The following is a 17056-nucleotide window of genomic DNA, read 5'->3' as shown; positions in this document are numbered from 1 at the left end:
CGGGTCGTCATGCGGCGGTGCGTCCCTCGAAGAAGGGCCGGAAGATGGACCACTGATTTGCATGCTCGCAAAGGGCCTTCTCCATTCGGGCGGCCAGGAGCGTGGTGGCGCAGCGTATCTCGGCGTGGGAGGTTCCGTGGATCGGAATCTCCTCGATGAACTCAAGCGAGTGAGTTCCGTCCGGAAGGCGCAACGGAATCACGGGGAGAAGCGCGGCGCCGGTTCGTGCGGCGAGTCGGGCCGGTCCGGCGGGGAGGGGGACGGATCGCCCGGCGAGCGGGACCTCCACGCCCTTGCGGAAGACATCGCCGTCGGGCAGGAGTACCAGCGTTTCGTTTCTGCCGAGCCGTGCAATCATCTCCCGGGTGGCGGAGAGTCCGGCGGGCAGGATTCGGATTCCAGCGGCGGCATGTCTGCGTCGAACGACACCCGTCCATTTCTCGCTCATCTGAACCCCCGCCACCGCATTGACGGGAACTCCCCGGGCCGCCAGCCGGACTCCACCGAGCACCCAGTTGCCCGTGTGAAGTGCCGCGAGGATTGCGCCCGAACCGCGGTCCAGCGCGGCATGGAGATGCTCGAACCCGCGGAAGCGCAACTCCACTTCGGGAATGTCTGGCCCGCGAAGAAACTCGAACATCGTCCTCCCGTAGTGCCGAAAGACCTCCTGCGCGAGACGGGGGTCGGTGGAGTTCACGCCGCGCAGTACTTCCAGGTTGGCCAGGACCGCGCGCTGCCGTTCCGGGCAGAGTCGCCGATGAGCCCGTGAGAGCAGGTCCGCCATCGTATACCCCGCGCGGAGGGGAAGGAACCTGGCGACCCCACAGAGCAGTTGAAAAAGAAGAGGATCGCGCATAGGACACCTGACCGGGTTTGCAAGGCGGTCACGGTAGCGACGGTCAGGCCGGGCTGTCAAGGCGGGTCGGGGGACCGTGCAGGCTGCCGGAGTTTCGCAGCTTGCAACGGGTCAGGTGCCCACCGGATGGAGCACGATCGCACGGGAGCAAGGGGCCGACAAAGCCGTAACCGTCGGAACCCCCGCGAGTTGAGGGGGTTTGTGAAAGCCCCGTCGACCTCCTCGCAGCGTGCGGCACAGGGCTTGCATCCAACGCGGGAGGTGCCCCCCGCGGCGGGGAGCGGTAGCCGGGATTGCCGGGAGGCAGGAGGCGGGTCCAGTGGTGGTCTTCAATTACACCGGGCGAGAGCTCAGCGGAAAAATCGTCTATTACGGGCCGGGTCTCTCCGGGAAGACATCGAATCTGGAACACCTCTACGGGGTCACTCCCGCAGACACGCGGGGCAAGATGGTGTCCATGAAGACCAAAGCGGAGCGGACGCTGTTCTTCGACCTTCTACCTGTGAGCCGTGGCAGCATCGGCGGCTTCAAGGTGCGCTTCCTTCTCTACACGGTCCCGGGACAGGTGTACTACAACGCGACTCGCAAGTTGGTCTTGAAGGGTGCAGACGGGATTGTGTTCGTCGCGGACTCGCGGCGCTCGGAACTGGACGCGAACCTCGAAAGTCTGCGCAACCTCCGAACGAATCTGCTGGAGTACGGCGCGGCACTGGAAGAGGTCCCGTGGGTCATCCAGTACAACAAACGGGACATGCCCGGTGCCATGCCGGTGGAAGAACTGGAGGCGGCCCTCAACCCGGACGGAGTTCCATGCGTGGAAGCTACTGCGGTGACCGGGGAAGGGGTGTCGGAGACCTTTGATCGGATCGCCGGGCTGCTGACGGATCGCCTGAAGGCGCAATTGAAGGGTGAGGGTGAGGTGGCACAGGAGTCGCCGCCTGCGGTTCCGGCCGTGTCGAAAAGTGAGACGAAAGCTCCGCCACTGACTGCGAGGGAAGAATCGCTCGACCGCGCAGCGGTGCGGGCTGTGCGGGAAAGTGTGTCGGAGGCGAGCGGGGCAGTCCCGACCGAATCCGTCCCCAACGAGCTTGTGATCCAACGCGGGTTCGATGCCGTGCAGTGTACGGCGACCGTGGCTCCGGAGACGAAGGTCGCACCGATGGCCTCCACGCCTTCGCCGATCGTGATTGAGCGCACCATTGTGATTCCCCCCGGTGCGCTCGGTGACGGGACCCGCCCGGTCCGGCTGGTGCTGGAACTCCGGACGGAGTCCGGCCCGGCTTGACCGCCGTCTGGTCGCACGCATAATGTAGCGCCCGTGGCGCTCCCGGTGGATCCGGGAGGCGGGAGGCGCGTGTGTTCAACTGGTTCAGGAAATGGCACGACACCGGGAACGGCATCTCGCGGCGCGTGGCGGAAGCCGAGAAAGCGGTGAGCGGATCCGGGGCGCGGGATGTCGGGCGCTGGGAGGCCCTGGCCGACGCCTGTGCGCGGGAGCGGGAGGCTCGCGGCGAGTATCGGGCGCTGGCACGCATCTCGGAGCTTCTTCCGGAGGATTTCGACCGCGCCTTCGCCAGCGGACTGGCTGCGCGGAGAGCGCATTTGATTCCCGAAGCACTCGACAGTTTCAGCCGGTGCCTTGCGCTGGATCCGGAGAGTGCCACCGCGCACAGTCAGTACGCGAAGGCCCTCGATTTCGCGGGGGACAAGGATGCCGCACTGCAGCACCACCGCAAGGCTCTGGAGTTGTCCGGGGGTTCAGCGGAGGCCTACTACCACCTTGGCGTGACGCATGCGAATAACGAGCGGAATCAGGAAGCGATGGAGGCGTATCGCGCCGCGGTCGAAGCGGATCCTTCCTTCGCACGGGCCCATGGGAATCTGGGCGTGTTGCTCGATCGGGCGGGGGAGTTTGACCACGCGGTCGAGGAAATCCGGCGGGCCGTGGAACTGGAACCGGAGCGAGCGGAGTGGCATCTGAATCTGGGGGCGCTCTATGGGGAGCACCATCAGTTTGACGAGGCCATCGAGGAGTTCTTTCTTGCGCTGGAGTGTGATCCCCACAATGCGGAAGCCCGCTTCAATCTGGGGGTGGCGTACCTGGACCGGGGACAGTGCGGGCAGGCGGTGGAGGAACTGCGCCGGGCGGTCACCACGGCGCCGAACAATGCCATCATCCTTCGGGCGCTTGCGGATGCTCATCAGAAGAAAGGGCAGTACGAGCGAGCCGTGAGGACACTTCGGGATGCTCTTCGGGTTGCGCCGGACGAAGCTTGCGCACACTACGAACTCGGTTGTGTTCTCAACAAGATGGACCGCGTGGAAGAGGCCATCACCGAGTTCGAGAGGACCATCGCGCTGGATCCGGAAAACGGCCGGGCCTACTACCATCTGGGGGTTGCCTTCGACAAAAGAGGGGACCCGCTTCCCGCGCGGGAAGCCTATCGGCGCTCGGAAGAGATTCTCTCGAAAGAGGAGGCTTAGGTGAGCGCCCTGTCCCGGGTCTTCCGCCGGTCCGTGGCTGCCGGGGACGCGGTGCTGGTACCCTATCTGACGGCCGGAGATCCAGGGCTTGCCCAGACCGTGGACTACGCCTGCGCCCTCGTGGAAGGCGGGGCGGGAGTGCTCGAACTGGGGGTGCCCTTCTCCGACCCGTTGGCCGACGGGCCGGTGATTCAGCGCGCGTCCGAGCGAGCGCTTGCCGCGGGAACCCGCACGGGCGATGTGCTGGAGTGCGCCGCGGCCATCCATGAGAAGACCGGTGTCCCCATTGTTCTCATGAGCTATCTGAACCCCGTCCTCCGGTACGGCTGGGAGCGCTTCCCTCAAGACGCCGCCGCCGCGGGTGTTCGGGGACTCATTCTGACGGACCTCCCTCCCGAGGAGGCGGGGCCTTTTCTTGACGGTCAGCGAGAGGCGGGTATCGGCACCGTGTTCCTGGTCGCGCCGACTTCCGGCCCGGAGAGGATCCGGCAGGCGGTGGAGTTGACCACCGGCTTCGTCTACTGCGTGAGTCGCCTCGGCGTGACGGGTGAACGGACCGCGCTGTCCGCCGCCTTCCGGCCGGTACTTGACGGCGTGCGGGAGATCTCGGACATCCCGGTTGGAGTAGGCTTTGGCGTATCCACTCCCGAGCAGGCTCGCGAAGTCGGGCAACTGGCCGACGGCGTGATCGTGGGGAGCCGCCTGGTCGCCCTCGCGGAAGAGGCCGGGGCGAAGGCCGTGGCCGCGCTTCGCTCCGAAGCCCGCGCGCTGTCGGCCGCGTTGGCGGGGTGCCGATCTTGAACTCCGGGTGGGAAGCGCTCCTGACCGGTGTTCTTCAGGGGCTTACGGAGTTCCTGCCGGTATCCAGTTCCGGCCACCTGGCTCTTCTGGAAGCGGCCCTGGGTTCCCGGGAGGGCGGTATCGGGATGGTGGTGCTCGTTCACGCGGGAACGCTGCTGGCCATCCTGACCGTCTTTCACGAGGGAGCGCGGCGGCTGGCCCGGGGGCTGGTTCTTCTGCCAATGCGGGGGTTGCGGCGCCGCTCTTTGGGCGATGACGAAGGACTGGCCGCTCGGGTCCTTGTGGCCACGGTCCCCGGCGCTGCGGTCGGTCTCTTCCTGGAGGACCGTGTGGAAGCCGCCTTCGCCAGCACGGATGCGGTCGGCGTGTTTCTGATGATGACCGGTGCGCTTCTCTTTTCGACGCGCAGGCTGGAACCCGGGCAGGCTCCCGTGAGCTGGAAGGATGCCATCTGGATCGGATGCGCACAGGCCGTCGCCGTCTTGCCCGGGATCTCCCGGTCCGGGGCGACTCTCTGGGCGGCGCTCCGTCGCGGAGTGGCCCGGCCGGCCGCTGCGGAGTTCTCGTTCCTGGCCGCCGTTCCGCTGATTCTGGGGTCGCTGGTGCTGAAGCTCCCGGACCTCGCCCGAGCCTCCGAGGCCGGGGCGGGCGGCGCGCTGGGGATCGCCTTCGTGGCGGCGTTCGCGACGGGACTGGTCGCTCTCATCGGGTTCCTTCGGGTGATCCGCTCGGGGCGGCTGCACTTCTTCGCGCCGTACTGCGCGCTCGTGGGACTCCTGGCGATTCTGGCACCGCGCGTCTTCTGACGGAAGGCGGACCGGACGGGAAAGGTGGTTTGACTTGGCCCGGCGTACGATTCGGATTCGGGGTGCCAGGCAGCACAACTTGCGGAACCTGGATATCGAGTTGCCGCGAGATCGCCTGATCGTGGTGACGGGGCTTTCGGGTTCGGGGAAGTCGTCGCTGGCCTTCGACACGATCTATGCCGAGGGTCAGCGCCGGTATGTGGAGAGCTTGTCCGCGTACGCCCGGCAGTTTCTCGGGCGCATGGACAAGCCCGATGTGGACTCCATCGACGGACTGTCCCCGGCCATCTCGATCGAGCAGAAAGGGGCCACGCGGAACCCCCGATCCACGGTCGGGACGATTACGGAGATCTACGACTACCTCCGCCTTCTCTTCGCCCGCGCCGGAGAGCCGCACTGCCCCGACTGCGGAAAGCCGATCGTGCGCCAGACCACCGACCAGATGACGGACGCGGTTCTCGGGCTGGAGGAGGGGACGCGCGTGCAGATCCTCGCGCCGCTGGTCCGGGGTCGGAAGGGAGCGCACGAAGGCGTGTTCCGGGACATCCGGCGGGAGGGGTTCGTGCGGGTGCGCGTCGACGGGGAGATCCTGGATCTCGATGATGCGCCCGCGCTCGACAAGAAGCGGAAGCACACGATCGAGGCGGTCGTGGACCGTCTGGTCGTCCGCGCGGGGATTCGCTCGCGGCTGGCGGACTCCATCTCGGTGGCGGCCGGGGCCGCGGGCGGGACGGTCGTCCTGGACACGGGTGGTGCGCAGGACATGGTGCTGTCGGAGAACTATGCGTGCGTGGATTGCGGCGTGGGAATCGGGGAGATCACACCGCGCTCGTTCTCCTTCAACGGTCCGTACGGGGCCTGCCCGGAGTGCAACGGCCTGGGGATCCGAATGTCGGTGGATCCGGAACTGGTCATCCCCGACCCGGACCTGTCGATTGCCGACGGCGCCATCCACGCATGGCGCGGCGCGAAGAGCAGCTGGTACCGGGGGATGCTGCGGGCGCTGTCGAAACGCCTTCGCTTTCGCCTGGACACGCCGTGGCGGAAGCTCTCGAAGCGTGCGCGGGAAGCGATTCTGGACGGGTACCCGGAGGAGCTGGAGCACCGCTGGGGCGGGGCGAAGTCGAAAGGGACCTATTCCGCGCCGTTTCCCGGAGTGGTTCCTTCGCTGGAGAAGCGGTATCGGCAGACCGAGGGAGACCGGACGCGCCAGCAGATCGAACGCTATATGCGGAGGCTGGAGTGCCCGGGCTGCGCGGGGACGCGGCTCCGGCCGGAGAGTCGGGCAGTGCGTCTCGGCGGGCAGGGGATCGCGGAGGTGGCCGCGCTCTCCGTGGAGGAGGTGCGTGCCTACTTCCGGGGGCTTCGGCTGACTCCGCGCGTGCGCAGGATTGCCTCTCCCATCCTCCGTGAAATCGACGAGCGCCTCCGCTTCCTGTCGGATGTGGGCGTGGGGTATCTGTCGCTGGATCGCGCGGGGAGGACGCTTTCCGGGGGGGAAGCGCAGCGCATCCGCCTGGCGACGCAACTGGGGTCGAGTCTGGTGGGCGTCCTCTACATTCTCGACGAGCCATCGATCGGGCTGCACCCGCGCGACAACCGGAAGCTCCTGGAGAGCCTCCTGCGCCTTCGCGATCTCGGCAACACGGTACTTCTGGTAGAGCATGACCGGGAGACCATGCTGACCGCGGACCACATTCTGGATCTCGGTCCGGGTGCGGGACGGCACGGCGGGGGGGTGGTGGCACAGGGAACCCCGAAGCAGATCATGCGAAGCGCGAAGAGCCTGACAGGCGGGCACCTCGCGGGGCGGCTTCGGATTGAAGTCCCCGGGGAGCGCCGTGCGCCGGAGCGGGGCGCGGTGGTTGTTCGCGGGGCGCGGGAGCACAATCTTCGGGAGATCGATGTGGCCTTTCCCCTCGGTCGGTTCGTGTGCGTGACGGGCGTGTCGGGATCGGGGAAGAGCACGCTGGTGAACGACATCCTCGTGAAGGAAGCGGCCCGCCAGCTTCACGCCGCCCAGGGCGTGCCCGGAGCGCATCGGCGCATCGAAGGGCTGGACCGGGTGGACAAGGTGATCAGCATCGATCAGTCGCCGATCGGGCGAACCCCGCGCTCCAATCCCGCTACCTACACCGGCGTGTTCACGGAGATCAGGCGGCTCTTCTCGGAGACCCGGGAAGCGCGTGTCCGTGGTTACGCGCCGGGGAGGTTCTCGTTCAATGTTCGTGGAGGGCGCTGCGATGCATGCGACGGCGACGGTCTGGTTCGCATCGAGATGCACTTCCTGCCGGATGTCTTTGTCCGGTGTGACGAATGCCGGGGCACGCGCTACAACCGCGAGACGCTGGAGGTCCTGTATCGCGGCAGGAACATCGCGGAAGTGCTGGAGATGACGGTCGAGGAAGCGCTGGCATTTCTGGAGAAGATTCCGCGCATCCGAAGTCGCCTCCGGGTTCTCTCGGATGTGGGGTTGGGGTACATCCATCTCGGGCAGTCGGCGACCACTCTTTCGGGAGGGGAGGCTCAGCGCGTCAAGCTGGCGACGGAACTCGCCCGGCGGGGCACCGGCCGCACGCTCTATGTGCTGGACGAACCGACCACGGGCCTCCACTTCGAGGACATTCGGAAACTGCTGGAGGTCCTGCACCTGCTGGTGGATCGCGGGAACACGGTGATCGTGATCGAGCACAACATGGATGTCGTGAAAACCGCGGACTACCTGATCGATCTCGGGCCGGAGGGGGGGGACGGCGGCGGGCGGGTCGTGGCGGAGGGCACGCCGGAGGAGGTCGCACGCGTCCGTGGATCCTATACGGGCCGGATTCTCTCGAAAGAACTGGGCCCTGCAAAGCGAAAGGCGCATTCGCGGAGTTGACCCCGGCCGCTGTGTGAACATAATGGCGGCGTACTCGTCGGGCTGCCGTCCCGGGAAGGAACGCCATGCGCATCCTCATGATTCACGCGGAAGAGTTCTCCTTTGAGGTGACGGAGGAGACCACCGTTGCCGCCGCTGCCCGGGAAGTGGGCGAAGAAGACCGATCGGGATCCTCCGGAGATTCGCTGGTCTGCTTTCTCTCCATCGAGAAAGGGGATGAGGATTCGCCGGGCGGCGTCGTGGCGGAGGCTCGGGAGAAGATCCTCCAGCACGCGGCCCGCCTGAAGCCGGAGTCGCTGTGGCTGTATCCGTATGCACACCTCTCGTCCGATCTGGCGAGCCCCCGGATGGCGCAGAAGATCCTGGACCTGATGTGGGAGGCCTTCGCGGAGGCGGAGGGGACGCCGGTGATGCACCGTTCGCCCTTCGGCTACTACAAGGCCTTCGACATCCGCGCCAAGGGACATCCGCTTTCCGAACAGGCGCTCACCATCACCGGAAGCGGCGGCAAGGGTGCTGCGGGCGCCGATGCGGCAGAATCGAAGGCGGTGGCCGCGGAGGAAGGGCTTCGCTCCCGAGTGGTCATTCTCACGCCGGATGGAGAGGAAACCCCGGCGGAGGATTTCAACTTCCGATCCGCGCCGCTGGAGGGGCGCCTGCACGCCTATGAGACGGCCGGGTCGCGAGTCTCCGAGGATGAGCCTCCCCATGTGAAACTCATGCGGACGCATGAACTGGTGGACTATGAACCGGGGTCGGACGCAGGGAACTTCCGCTGGTATCCCAAGGGACACCTCGTGAAGAAGCTGATGGAAGACCATGTGAACGACATGATGAATGACTACGGTGCGATGCGTGTCGAGACGCCCATCATGTACGACTATCTCCACCCGAACCTCGCCAAGTACCTGGATCGCTTTCCGGCGCGGCAGTATGTGCTGAAGAGCGAGAAGAAGGAGTACTTCCTTCGGTTCGCAGCGTGCTTCGGGCAGTACCTCATGAAGCACGACATGCGCATGAGCTACCGACAGCTCCCGGTGCGGATCTACGAACTGACGCACTTCTCCTTCCGGCGGGAACAGAGTGGCGAGCTGGCAGGACTGCGTCGTCTGCGTACCTTCACCATGCCGGACATGCACACGCTGTGCCGGGATGAAGCGCAGGCGCGAGAGGAATTCAGCCGCCAGTTCGACTTGTCCCGAAAGTGGATGGAAGATCTCGGCGTGCCATATGCCATGGCCATTCGGGTGGTGCGCAGCTTCTACGACGAAAACCGCGAGTTCATTCAGGGGCTCGTAAAGAAGATGGATCGGCCGGTTCTTCTGGAGATCTGGGAAGAGCGGTTCTTCTACTTCGTGCTGAAGTTCGAGTTCAATGTGCTGGATAACCACAACAAGGCTTCGGCTCTCAGCACGGTTCAGATCGATGTGGAAAACTGCGATCGCTTCGGGATCGAGTTTGCGGACGAAGAAGGGGAGCGGTGTACGCCGCTCATGCTGCACGCATCCATTTCGGGTTCGATCGACCGGAATGTCTACGCCATCCTGGAACATCAGGCGGCTCTCATGAAGAAGGGGCAGAAGGCCTCGTTCCCGTTCTGGCTTGCACCGACCCAGATTCGGTTCCTTCCGGTCTCAGATGAGCACATCCCCTACTGCGAGGAACTGGCCGACGAGTGGCCCTTCCGCGCGGATGTGGATGATCGGGATATGTCGCTGGGGCGGAAGATCCGGGCGGCTGAGAAGGAGTGGGTGCCCTTCATCGCGGTGATTGGTGACCGCGAAAAGGGGGGCGGAGACCTGCAGGTTCGAGTTCGCGGGGCGGAGGAGTTCCACGGATCTCGTGACGAACTGATCGCGCGGATGGAGGCACTGGCGGAGGGAAAACCGTTCGCTCAGAGAAACCACCCGCTGCTCCTGTCGCACCGCCCGATCTTTGTGGGGTAGTGGAGGGTCTGCAACCTAGGGCATTGCAGTAGAATAGGCCGCCAAGCTCGAGGTGAACCTGAACTCAAAACAAGGTCTTGGGACTCCCGGCGGGGTCTGGTACTCTCTCGCTCCCGTCTCCGGATTTCCCCAAGAAAGCGGGCATTGGCATCTCAAGGGAGATGAAGATGGTGGTGGATTCGTCCCGACGAACCGCGCTCTGCGAAGTTCATGAAGCCTCCGGCGCCCGGCTTGTGGACTTTGCCGGCTTCCGAATGCCGCTCTCCTACGACGGGATCCTGGCGGAGCATCGACGCGTTCGGGAGAGCGCGGGGCTGTTCGATGTGTCCCACATGGGAGTCGTGGAAATCCGTGGGGCCGGGACTCGGGCCTTTCTGGATCGCCTGACGACCAATGATCTCTCCCGCGTTGAGCCTCTCCGTGCGCAATACACCCTCATGCTGAATACCCGCGGCGGGGTGATCGACGATCTCATTCTCTATCGACTGGACGACCGCTTCCTTGCGGTGCTGAACGCGGGAAACCGGGAGAAGGACTGTGACTGGATGGCGGCGCATCTTCCGGAGGATGTGGATCTGCGCAATGTGTCCGACCGGACGGTCCTTCTTGCGTGGCAGGGGCCGCGGGCCGCGGAGATTCTTTCGGATCTGACCGAGATTGATCTCCCTTCGGTGCCCGCCTTCGGAGTGGCGCGCGGACACTTCGCGGGTGTACCCGGAGTGCTGGCGCGTACCGGCTATACCGGCGAGGACGGGTTCGAACTGTTTCTTCCGTCGTCGGACGCGGCGATCGTCTGGGAGGCTCTCTTGAAGGCGGGGAAGTCGGTGGGGGCAGGGCCTGCCGGGTTGGGCAGCCGGGATACCCTTCGTCTGGAAAAGCAGTACCGTCTTTACGGGCAGGACATGGACGAGGACGTGACCGCCTGGGAAGCCGGACTGGGCGGGGTGGTGAAGATGGACAAGGGGGATTTTCTCGGTCGCGACGCGCTGGAGGCACAGAAGGTCTCCGGCGTTCCGTTCTCCACGGTCGGCCTGTCCGTGGTGCCCCCGGAGGATGGAAAGCGGCTCATCCCGAGGCCGGGGTGCGTGGTGTTGGCCGATGGAGAGGAAGCCGGGCGAGTGACCAGCGGTACCTTCAGCCCATCGCTTGGGCGGGGGATCGCGCTGGCGCGTGTGGACCGGGCGGCGGCCCGGGCCAAGGAGTTCGTGATCCGGATCCGGGATCGGGAGGTCGCGGCCCACAGGGTCCGCAAGTCGTTCTTGTAGCCCGCCTCAGTCCCGCGTTCCGGGCGGGCCGGATGCGAGTGCAACCACGCGTCCCTCCAGGGGGACAGGGAGGTCTGGTTCGATGAACATTCCCGGGGAACTCCGATACACCAAGGATCACGAGTGGGTCCTCATGGAAGACGGGGTCGTGGTCTTGGGGCTTACGGATTTCGCCCAGCAGGAACTGGGGGATATCGTCTATGTGGAACTGCCGGAACTCGGAACGCAGATGGAGGTCGGAGTGGTCTTCGGCAGCGTGGAGTCGGTGAAGAGCGTCTCGGATCTCTTCGCGCCTTTGAACGGGGTCGTGGTGGACATGAACACACGACTGGCGGACACCCCGGAGACCGTGAACGAAGATCCGTATGGAGAGGGCTGGCTGCTCCGCGCGGAGCCGTCCGCTGAATGGAAGATGGAAGACCTGCTCTCCGCGGAAGAATACGCGGACCACATCGGCGCCTGATGAACTCCTTCGTTCAGCATACAAAGGCCGATCGGGAGCACATGCTCCAGGTGATCGGAGCGGAGAGCTTTGCGGACCTGGTGGGTGAGATTCCCGAGCGACTTCGCCTCACGGAAGACCTCCCGCTGGAGGCCGGTCTCTCGGAGTCGGAGACGCTGGATCGCATCGCGAAGCTCGCCGGCCGGAATCGCTCCGCAGGAGAGCAGGTCTGCTTCGCCGGGGGCGGGTTCTACGATGTCTGCGTCCCGTCGGCCACCGGAGCGCTCCTCTCCCGCCCGGAGTTCATGACCGCCTACACTCCGTATCAGGCGGAAGTGAGCCAGGGAACGCTTCAGGCCATCTACGAGTTCCAGACGATCGTCTGTCGCCTGATGGCGCTGGACCTTGCGAATGCCTCCATGTACGACTGCGGGACGGCCCTCGCCGAGGCCGTGCTCGTTGCGAAGGATTCCCGCCCGGGTCGGACCGTGCTGGTGTCGCCGCATCTGCATCCGCAGGCGATGGAGGTGCTTCGCACGATCACCGCGCCCTCCGGTCTCGTGATCCGGGAACTTCCGGCTCAGGGTGCGCGCACGGATGTGTCGGGACTGACGCCGGACGCGCTCGACGGCGTGTGCGCTGTGGTCCTCCAGCACCCCAACTACCTGGGGGCTCTGGAAGACATGCGCCTTGCCGGGGCCTCCCTTGAGGCGGAAGACGCGCCGCTCTTTGTCGCCTCGGTGGATCTCTCCTCCCTGGCGCTGCTTCAGCCCCCCGGGGAGTATGGCGCGGACATTGCCGTCGCCGAGGCCCAGTCACTCGGAACCCCGATGAGTTTCGGAGGGCCGGGAGCAGGCGTGATGGCCGCCCGAAAGAGCTTCCTGCGGCGCATGCCGGGTCGGATTGCGGGCATCGCCCCGGACGCGAAGGGCCGTCGTGCCTTCACGCTGACCCTCCAGACACGGGAACAGCATATTCGTCGCGCCCGGGCCACTTCGAACATCTGCACGAATCAGGCACTCACCGCACTGGCCGCCACCATCTCGACCGCTCTTCTGGGAGAGACCGGCCGGAAGCTCGCCGCTGAGCTTTCCGCGAAGAAGGCACATGCCCTCGCGGAGCGATTGACGGCGATCGACGGACTGGCGCTGGCGGACCCGGACGCACCCTTCTTCCGCGAGTTTGCCGTGCGCCTCCCGGATTGCGCGGCGGCGTCGGAGGTTCTGAGGCGGATGGCAGAGCACGGGATCCTCGCGGGGATTCCTGTGGAGGAAGTGCCGGGGGGCGGAGAGGGACTTCTGATTGCGGTGACGGAGAAACGACTGTGGAGCGAGGTGGACGCCTATGCCAAAGCCATGGGTTGCGTACTTGCCGACTGCGCAGCGAAGGAGAGGGTGAGCCCATGACCGTTGATCGCCCGACTTCCGCCGCCGCCGAAGAGGTTCCGATGACGGTGGTGGAACCCACGCTCTTCGAGATGTCCCGGAGCGGCCGGAGAGGGTACCGCCTGCCGGAGGAATCGACGCTTTCGGGGGATACCCCCGGCATCGCGGCCCGCTTTCTGCGGGAGACTCCGCCGGATCTGCCGGAGAACTCCGAACTTGCGGTCGTGCGCCACTTCACGCGCTTGTCGAACCTCAACCACCATATCGAGAAGGACATGTACCCGCTCGGGTCGTGCACGATGAAGTACAACCCGAAGATGTGCGAAGTGGCGGCGGCGGCTCCCGGTTTGCGGGATCTCCATCCGCACGCGCCGGAAGAAGCGTCGCAGGGAGCGCTGGAGCTACTGGTGGATCTGGCGGACCGACTGTCCGTCATTACCGGGATGCACCGGATGTCTCTCCAGCCCGCCGCCGGGGCGCACGGAGAGCTGACCTGTCTTCTCATGGCTCGACGCTACTTTGAGGATCGCGGGGAAGACCGGACGGAGGTCATTGTCCCGGACAGCGCGCACGGCACGAATCCGGCCAGTTCTTCGCTCGCCGGATTCCGCACGGTGGAAGCGCTCTCCGGAGCAGACGGAGAAGTGGATCCCGGGAAGCTCGCCGAGGCGGTCAGCGACAAGACGGCGGTGGTCATGCTGACGCTTCCCAACACGCTGGGGCTCTTCGAGTCACGCATTCTGGAGATTGCGCGCATCGTCCACGATGCCGGTGCGCTGCTCTACATGGACGGCGCGAACTTCAACGCGATCATCGGCCTGATGCGCCCGGGCGATGTCCCCTTCGACCTGCTTCATCTGAACCTGCACAAGACCTTCGCCACGCCTCACGGCGGCGGCGGTCCGGGTGCGGGGCCGATTGGCGCGTCGGAGGCGCTGTCGCCCTATCTTCCCGCCCCCCTGCCAACCCGGCGCCAGGACGGGACCTTCTTTCTGGATACGGACCGGCCCCGGTCGGCCGGGCGCGTTCACACGCATCTGGGGAACTTCGGGGTGCTCGCTCGCGCGTACGCCTACCTGCTCTACCACGGGGCGGAGGGCCTGCGGGATATTTCGGAGGGGGCCGTTCTCGGGGCGAACTATCTGAAAAGCCTTGTAGCGGAGGACTTCGAGATTCCGTACGATCGCGCCTGCATGCATGAGTTCGTGATCTCGGGGACGCGTCAGAAGGCTCTGGGTGTGCGAACCCATGATATGGCCAAACGCCTTCTGGACTTCGGTTTTCATCCTCCCACGGTGTACTTCCCACTGATCGTGGAAGAGGCGATGATGATCGAACCGACGGAGTCCGAGAGCGTCGAGACTCTGGATCGCTTCGCCGCCGCGATGAACGCCATCGCGCGGGAGGTCAGGGAATCCCCCGAGGTCGTGAAGGCGGCCCCGCATACAACGCCGGTGTCTCGCGTGGACGAGGCTCGCGCCGCTCGTCGGCCGGACCTCTGCTGGCCGGGGCGTTGCGGGTGACGGGGCCGGATTCGGTCGCCCGGGAGATCTGCTGGAGGGCGTGGCCCCTGGCACGAAGGCCTGCCGCGGGAGCGTTCGCGCTTCTGGCGTCCGCGCTTTGCGTGGGAGTGGTGGCGAGGGTGTCGGTGGATCGCTTGTTGACGGTACTGTCGGCGGTGGTGTTGTTTGCTTCGTTTGCGCCGTTCTTTTTCCCGACGAGGTACCGGCTTGACGGGAAGGGAGTGGAGATCGCCCGGCCCTGGAGGACATGGAGCCGACCATGGTCGGACTTTCGGAGGGTGAGAATAGATCGAAGGGTGCTGTTGTTGTCGCCCTACCATCGGGACACCTGGCGGGATTCCTTTCGAGGAGAGACGCTGCTCCTGGAAGACAACGGGGAAGAGGTGAAGCGGTTTGCTGAAGAAATGGTGGGGCAGAAAGACGGAGCCGCGTCGGCCTGAAGAGTCGGGAGGGGCGCCTCCGCCGATCCGCGAGCATGGGGGGGCTCTCTCTCAGGAGGACGAGGAACTCCTGGACCGCATCGCGGCCGCAGTGGTGCGCTGGGGGATGGAGGTTCCGGCGGTGTTCATGTTGGAGTCGTCGAAGCCGCTGTCGTTCGTGGGAAGCCAGTTTCTCCACTTTCTGTCGCCGATTGTTCACACGGTGTTTGACGCGAAGGAACTGGATCGCGTGGCATTGCTTCTGGAAGATCGAAGCACCATGGAGAGGATGATTGTGCGCATCGAGCGCGCGGAAGAGAAGAAGCGAAAACTGAAGGCGTAACGGTTTCTCCTTCGGGGGAATCGACCGGGGGGGGACTCCGGGCTCGCCGGGATCGAGAACGAGGAAGAGATGTCGGAGATACCCACGCTGGACCCTTCGCAGATCCGGAGCATTCTGGCCACGGACTGCGGGAGTACGACGACGAAGGCCATCCTGATTGAGTATCGGGAAGGAGAGTACCGCCTCATCGTTCGCGGGGAAGCTCCCACGACCGTAGAGGCGCCCTTCGAAGATGTGACGAAGGGAGTTCTCAATGCCATCGAAGAGGTCGAAGAGCTCGCGGACCGGAAGTTCCTGGAGGGCGACGGAATCGTGACGCCCTGCCGGGAAGACGGAACGGGCGTGGACCTCTATGTCTCCACCTCCAGTGCGGGCGGTGGGCTTCAGATGATGGTCGCGGGCGTGGTCAAGACCATGACCGCCGAAAGCGCGGAGCGCGCCGCTCTGGGAGCCGGTGCCATCGTGATGGATGCGCTGGCTTCCAATGACGGGCGGCTTCCGCACGAGCAGATCCGACGCATTCGTCATCTGCGCCCGGACATGATCCTCCTCTCAGGCGGTATCGACGGCGGAACCGTGGAGCATGTCGTCAAACTGGCGGAGATTATCTCCGCAGCAGACCCGCGCCCGCGCCTGGGCAGCACCTATCAGCTCCCTGTCATCTATGCCGGGAACCGCAAGGCGTCGGAACAGATCGAATCGACGCTGGGCGAGAAGACGGATCTGGCTGTCGTGGACAACCTGCGGCCGGTGATGGAGCGCGAGAACCTCGGCCCGGCCCGGGAGAAGATCCACGACCTGTTCATGGAGCATGTCATGGCGCAGGCTCCCGGCTACCGGAAGCTCATGGATTGGGTGGGCGTTCCCATCATGCCGACGCCGGGGGCGGTAGGGAACATCATCCGCACCATTGCCGAGCAGCAGGGACTGAATGTGGTCGGTGTGGATATCGGCGGGGCTACCACCGATGTGTTCTCGGTCTTTGGGGATGTCTTCAACCGGACCGTCTCCGCCAATCTCGGCATGAGCTATTCCATCTCCAATGTGCTGACCGAAGCCGGCATCGAGAATGTGATGCGCTGGGTTCCGTTCACGGTAGAGGAGAAGGGGTTGCGAAACCGGATTCGGAACAAGATGATTCGCCCCACCACCATTCCGCACACGATGGAGGCGTTGATGGTGGAGCAGGCGCTCGCACGGGAGGCGCTTCGCCTGGCCTTCGTTCAGCACAAGGATATGGCGGTCGGTCTGCGCGGCGTCCAGAAGGAGCGGACGGTATCGGATACCTTCGCGCAGTCCAGCACCGGGGAGACCATTGTCGATATGATGTCGCTGGACCTGCTCATCGGTTCCGGCGGCGTCCTTTCCCACGCCCCCCGACGCAATCAGTCCGCGATGATGATGGTGGATGCGTTCCTGCCGGAGGGCATTACCCGGCTGGGCGTGGACTCCATCTTCATGATGCCGCAACTGGGGGTTCTGGCCGCGGTGCATCCGGAAGCGGCCACCGAGGTCTTCGAGAAGGACTGCCTGATCTGGCTGGGGACCTGCGTGGCTCCCGTGGGATCAGTGAAGCCCGGGAAGACCATCCTCACGGCGGAGCTCACTTCCGAAGAGGGCTTGACGGAGACGCACAAGGTGGCCAGCGGGGATCTGGTATTGCTGCCGCTGGGGCCGGGGACGACGGTGCTCGCGCGCCTGACTCCCGCCAAGGGCTGCGATCTCGGGAATGGCCCCGGGAAGCTGGTTGAGACGACGCTTCACGGCGGCGTCACAGGACTCGTACTCGATGGTCGCGGGCGGCCGCTCGCGCTGGACCCGGCGGATCCGGATCGCGTGGAGAAGCTGCGCGGGTGGACGACGGCCATGGACGCGTACCCCACCGAGGAGGCCGCGGCGGTCGTCTGA

At 65.2% G+C, this 17056-nt stretch carries 13 protein-coding genes and 1 pseudogene; 13 read left to right on the top strand and 1 reads right to left on the bottom strand.

What is annotated here, in order from left to right; translation table 11 throughout:
* Positions 1-7 precede the first annotated feature (7 nt).
* Entirely contained in the window at positions 8-856 is an 849-nt protein-coding gene (locus tag QF819_04040; GenBank protein MDP6802333.1) for a lysophospholipid acyltransferase family protein, read from the bottom strand.
* A gap of 319 nt (positions 857-1175) precedes the next feature.
* Between QF819_04040 and QF819_04035 the strand changes: the two are divergent.
* The 13 genes and pseudogenes from QF819_04035 (at position 1176) to QF819_03975 (ending at position 17056) form a co-directional block, all read left to right on the top strand.
* A pseudogene (locus QF819_04035) lies at positions 1176-1736 on the top strand (GTPase domain-containing protein).
* Positions 1737-2212: 476 nt separating this feature from the next.
* Positions 2213-3340, top strand: a complete 1128-nt coding sequence (locus QF819_04030; protein ID MDP6802332.1) for a tetratricopeptide repeat protein — start codon at positions 2213-2215, stop codon at positions 3338-3340.
* Complete coding sequence (gene trpA / locus QF819_04025; protein ID MDP6802331.1) at positions 3341-4141, top strand: tryptophan synthase subunit alpha; 801 nt, start codon at positions 3341-3343, stop codon at positions 4139-4141.
* Positions 4138-4947 carry an undecaprenyl-diphosphate phosphatase gene (locus tag QF819_04020; GenBank protein MDP6802330.1) on the top strand — a complete coding sequence of 270 codons (810 nt, stop codon included), beginning with the start codon at positions 4138-4140 and terminating at the stop codon, positions 4945-4947. The genes trpA and QF819_04020 overlap by 4 nt, the downstream gene beginning before the upstream one ends.
* Positions 4948-4981: 34 nt before the next feature.
* A complete protein-coding gene (uvrA, locus tag QF819_04015; GenBank protein ID MDP6802329.1) occupies positions 4982-7825 on the top strand; it encodes an excinuclease ABC subunit UvrA in 2844 nt (947 codons plus the stop codon).
* 65 nt (positions 7826-7890) lie between these two features.
* Complete coding sequence (locus QF819_04010) at positions 7891-9771, top strand: threonine--tRNA ligase (protein ID MDP6802328.1); 1881 nt, start codon at positions 7891-7893, stop codon at positions 9769-9771.
* A gap of 167 nt (positions 9772-9938) precedes the next feature.
* Positions 9939-11036, top strand: a complete 1098-nt coding sequence (gcvT, locus tag QF819_04005; GenBank protein ID MDP6802327.1) for a glycine cleavage system aminomethyltransferase GcvT — start codon at positions 9939-9941, stop codon at positions 11034-11036.
* A gap of 82 nt (positions 11037-11118) precedes the next feature.
* A complete protein-coding gene (gene gcvH / locus QF819_04000; GenBank protein ID MDP6802326.1) occupies positions 11119-11499 on the top strand; it encodes a glycine cleavage system protein GcvH in 381 nt (126 codons plus the stop codon).
* A complete protein-coding gene (gcvPA, locus tag QF819_03995; GenBank protein MDP6802325.1) occupies positions 11499-12884 on the top strand; it encodes an aminomethyl-transferring glycine dehydrogenase subunit GcvPA in 1386 nt (461 codons plus the stop codon). The genes gcvH and gcvPA overlap by 1 nt, the downstream gene beginning before the upstream one ends.
* A 41-nt stretch (positions 12885-12925) precedes the next feature.
* Positions 12926-14386, top strand: a complete 1461-nt coding sequence (gene gcvPB, locus QF819_03990; protein MDP6802324.1) for an aminomethyl-transferring glycine dehydrogenase subunit GcvPB — start codon at positions 12926-12928, stop codon at positions 14384-14386.
* Positions 14383-14826 carry a hypothetical protein gene (locus QF819_03985; protein MDP6802323.1) on the top strand — a complete coding sequence of 148 codons (444 nt, stop codon included), beginning with the start codon at positions 14383-14385 and terminating at the stop codon, positions 14824-14826. The genes gcvPB and QF819_03985 overlap by 4 nt, the downstream gene beginning before the upstream one ends.
* Positions 14780-15148: a hypothetical protein gene (locus QF819_03980; protein MDP6802322.1), complete on the top strand. Its 369-nt coding sequence runs from the start codon at positions 14780-14782 to the stop codon at positions 15146-15148. Before QF819_03985 ends, QF819_03980 begins: the two co-directional genes overlap by 47 nt.
* A 69-nt stretch (positions 15149-15217) precedes the next feature.
* Positions 15218-17056 carry a glutamate mutase L gene (locus tag QF819_03975; protein ID MDP6802321.1) on the top strand — a complete coding sequence of 613 codons (1839 nt, stop codon included), beginning with the start codon at positions 15218-15220 and terminating at the stop codon, positions 17054-17056.

It is taken from the genome of Gemmatimonadota bacterium (assembly GCA_030747075.1).
Classification (GTDB): Bacteria; ARS69; ARS69; order ARS69; family ARS69; genus ARS69.
Note: the sequence above shows the minus strand (reverse complement) of the source record. Positions and strands in the feature narration are given on the sequence as shown.

Excerpts from the sequence above, each read along its gene's own strand:
- QF819_04040 (MDP6802333.1), bottom strand. The coding sequence starts at position 856 with ATGCGCGATCCTCTTCTTTTTCAACTGCTCTGTGGGGTCGCCAGGTTC.
- QF819_04010 (MDP6802328.1), top strand. The coding sequence starts at position 7,891 with ATGCGCATCCTCATGATTCACGCGGAAGAGTTCTCCTTTGAGGTGACG.
- gcvT (MDP6802327.1), top strand. The coding sequence starts at position 9,939 with ATGGTGGTGGATTCGTCCCGACGAACCGCGCTCTGCGAAGTTCATGAA.
- gcvH (MDP6802326.1), top strand. The coding sequence starts at position 11,119 with ATGAACATTCCCGGGGAACTCCGATACACCAAGGATCACGAGTGGGTC.
- gcvPA (MDP6802325.1), top strand. The coding sequence starts at position 11,499 with ATGAACTCCTTCGTTCAGCATACAAAGGCCGATCGGGAGCACATGCTC.
- gcvPB (MDP6802324.1), top strand. The coding sequence starts at position 12,926 with ATGACGGTGGTGGAACCCACGCTCTTCGAGATGTCCCGGAGCGGCCGG.
- QF819_03975 (MDP6802321.1), top strand. The coding sequence starts at position 15,218 with ATGTCGGAGATACCCACGCTGGACCCTTCGCAGATCCGGAGCATTCTG.